4 protein-coding genes are annotated in these 2,529 nt (G+C 57.7%); 1 reads left to right on the top strand and 3 read right to left on the bottom strand.

Annotated elements, in window-relative coordinates; genetic code table 11:
* The 3 genes from AC5JJ6_RS08815 to AC5JJ6_RS08805 all read right to left on the bottom strand — a co-directional run.
* Positions 1 to 404 (bottom strand): translation initiation factor eIF-2B alpha/beta/delta subunit family protein (locus tag AC5JJ6_RS08815; protein WP_496041676.1); only part of this gene is annotated, 404 nt, incomplete at its 3' end.
* Between the two features lie 27 nt (positions 405 to 431).
* Complete coding sequence (locus AC5JJ6_RS08810; protein ID WP_496041675.1) at positions 432 to 746, bottom strand: hypothetical protein; 315 nt, start codon at positions 744 to 746, stop codon at positions 432 to 434.
* A gap of 71 nt (positions 747 to 817) precedes the next feature.
* Entirely contained in the window at positions 818 to 1,423 is a 606-nt protein-coding gene (locus tag AC5JJ6_RS08805; protein WP_496041674.1) for a transcriptional regulator, read from the bottom strand.
* Between the two features lie 396 nt (positions 1,424 to 1,819).
* Between AC5JJ6_RS08805 and AC5JJ6_RS08800 the strand changes: the two genes are divergently transcribed.
* Positions 1,820 to 2,407: a phasin family protein gene (locus tag AC5JJ6_RS08800; protein WP_496041673.1), complete on the top strand. Its 588-nt coding sequence runs from the start codon at positions 1,820 to 1,822 to the stop codon at positions 2,405 to 2,407.
* The last annotated feature ends 122 nt before the right edge of the window (positions 2,408 to 2,529 follow it).

Here is a 2,529-nt window from a genome sequence, read left to right as displayed (position 1 = left end):
ATCGCTTCGTTGATCCGGACGTCCTCATCACAGACCGCCGCAGCCTCCAGGTAAGCGGCGGCAGCGCGGCCACCCGGCGGCAGCGGGGCGAGGTGCCGGCGCATACGGTCCAGCGCCCAGCGCAGGTTGACTGCAGTCGGGCGCGTCGCCAGCAAGGTATCGTAGGCGCCGTCGATGTCCTCGGGGTCCTGGCGGAGAGCCAAGGCCATGCCGTAAGCCGCAGTGGCGCCGATTAGCGGAGCTCCCCTGACCAGCATGGCGGCGATGGCATGGGCGGCTTCGTCCAGGGTGGTGAGCCGGGTCGTGGCGAAGTCATGGGGCAAGCGGGTCTGGTCGATGATCTCGACCGACCATCCATCTTTCGCCAGCCAGATCGTCCGGTATGGCTTTCCATCTATTCTCATGTCGCCCCTAGGCTCCCCTGCCCGCCGTCAGCCAGCAATCAACCCGCGGTCGCGGGCCAACAGCATTATTCCGATGTCGCGCCAGCAATCGACCAGCTGACCGCTTCCGGCGCGCCTTAGATCGTACCCCCGCTCCAGGGCGAATTCGACCACCTTTGCGCGCCCGATCTGAGTATCGAAGTCATCCGCCACTTCTTCCCACGCATCGCTTGCGCAATCGGGACAGGCGGAGAAGAGCCCGGTGAGAACTCGCTCCAACTCCTCCTCATATGCCTCACTGAACCGGTCCGAACTGTGGACTTCCAACCCTTGGGTATGATCCGCAACCCGTACTACATGCATTCCGTTGTTCCTCGTCCCATCAACAAAGCGGAGATCATGGGCAACAACGGAACGATAGCGGATTTGTTTCCTTAGCCCGGATCCGCCTGTTGCGGACGCAGCTGATTATATCTTTTGATGAAGGCAGCCATGGCATCGTCAGGACCAAGGGGCACGATGGCAACTTCGGCTGGTGCCGGCAGATCGTGCCAGTTTACCCGATGAGGGGCACAGAGGTCGCGGAGTTCGGTCGCAAGGCTGCGCTGGTCGGCCAGCTTGACGGCATCGTGCTGCGGATGGCTGAAGCCGAACCGGGCAGCCAGCGCCGCCTTCAACGGTTCGATCGCCGCCTTGATGACGTCGCGTCCGATCCGGACTTTCCAGGGCGTTGGCCAATCCCCTGTGAAGGCTTCCTCGCTGTCGTGCATCAGGGCTTCATACTCGTATCCGGGAGGAGCGAGTTCGCTTGCCAGTACGCAATGCTGCGCGACGCTGTAGAAAGCACGCGTATTGCCGACGAAGCGGCATTGGTAGGCGAGAGGACGTGCTATGTCCTCTATGTCGAACCGGCTGAAATCCGGGTTCTCCAGATCCAGCGTGCGGCCCGAGTAGGTCAGCATGACGGCTGTCGCTTCGGGAATGTCCAGGAGGTCGAGTTGGTCGGGATCGGTGGAGCTTCTGCGGCGGCGCGGCGGCATGATATGGACCTTCTGGAAATCTGGATCCAACGATAGCGGCTCAGCAGCTTTGGGCCAAGCGCTTGAGCGATATGTGCGAAAGGGATAGCCGCCGAAGCGGGTACTATCAGCTTATCCTGCGCCATTACCCGCAAGAAGTGGCTAAAGATCAACATTGCTCTATCGATCTATTCAGCAATATTTATTTCGAAATTAATTTTTATGGTATCTTCGCGGATTGATCAAAGTTTATTTATTAACTTATCGCGGTGGTTTGTCACATGAGCACTGATACGTTAGTTAGCCAAAGAAGGTTTTGGCATGATATTCTCTGCTTCCGGACGGGATGTCCATTGTTTCCCCGTCGACCCACTCATCTCCAGTTACTTAACAACCAAAGAGCTAGGGAGCGAAAAGATGGCTTTGGATAAAGAAAACGCAGGAAGCGCAGCGAAATCCAATTTTCGTGAACATGGCTCGCTATCCGGAAATGCGTCTCGTCCCACTGTTGAGTCGGCCGAGGAGGCAGTGGACATGGCAGCGGAATTTGCCGGGCGATCCGCTACTCAAGTCGGCAAAATGCTGGACTACTCGTTCCGGGTCATGCAGGAGACGACTAAGCACACGACGCAGAACATGGACGTACTGATGCAGTGCGGCACCATCGTCGCAGAAGGCTGGCAGACGATCCTTCGGGAATGGATCAGTGCCACTCAGGAGACGACGCAGAAGAACATGAACGATTTCCAGGAACTCATGCAGTGTCGTAGCATCGACACGCTCTTTTCCCATCAGAGCAATATCCTGCGCGACCGGATCGAATCAATTCAGCACAGCAATGCCCGGATTTCGGAGGTGTCCACTCAGGTCGCCAACGAAACGGCAAAGCGGATCAGTGAGATGACCAGCAACATCAGCTTCGGAAGCGAGCTGGTTGAACAGACTCAAAGGAACCTTCGCCGGGCTGGAGTCGAGATGACCAGGGTCGACCGCGCCGGTGATTGACCTATACGACGATAAGAAAAGCCGCCCGACATATCGGGCGGCTTTTCTTTTCTTGAAGGTCGAGAACGAGTGACGGGTTGGACACGGTGGCGTCGGCTTCGAGGCTTTGTATCGGATGGTTG

This window comes from Skermanella sp. (assembly GCF_059503625.1).
Note: the sequence above shows the minus strand (reverse complement) of the source record. Positions and strands in the feature narration are given on the sequence as shown.

Bases quoted from the DNA above. Each gene is read 5' to 3' on its own strand.
- AC5JJ6_RS08800 (WP_496041673.1), top strand. From the start codon at position 1,820: ATGGCTTTGGATAAAGAAAACGCAGGAAGCGCAGCGAAATCCAATTTT.
- AC5JJ6_RS08805 (WP_496041674.1), bottom strand. From the start codon at position 1,423: ATGCCGCCGCGCCGCCGCAGAAGCTCCACCGATCCCGACCAACTCGAC.
- AC5JJ6_RS08810 (WP_496041675.1), bottom strand. From the start codon at position 746: ATGCATGTAGTACGGGTTGCGGATCATACCCAAGGGTTGGAAGTCCAC.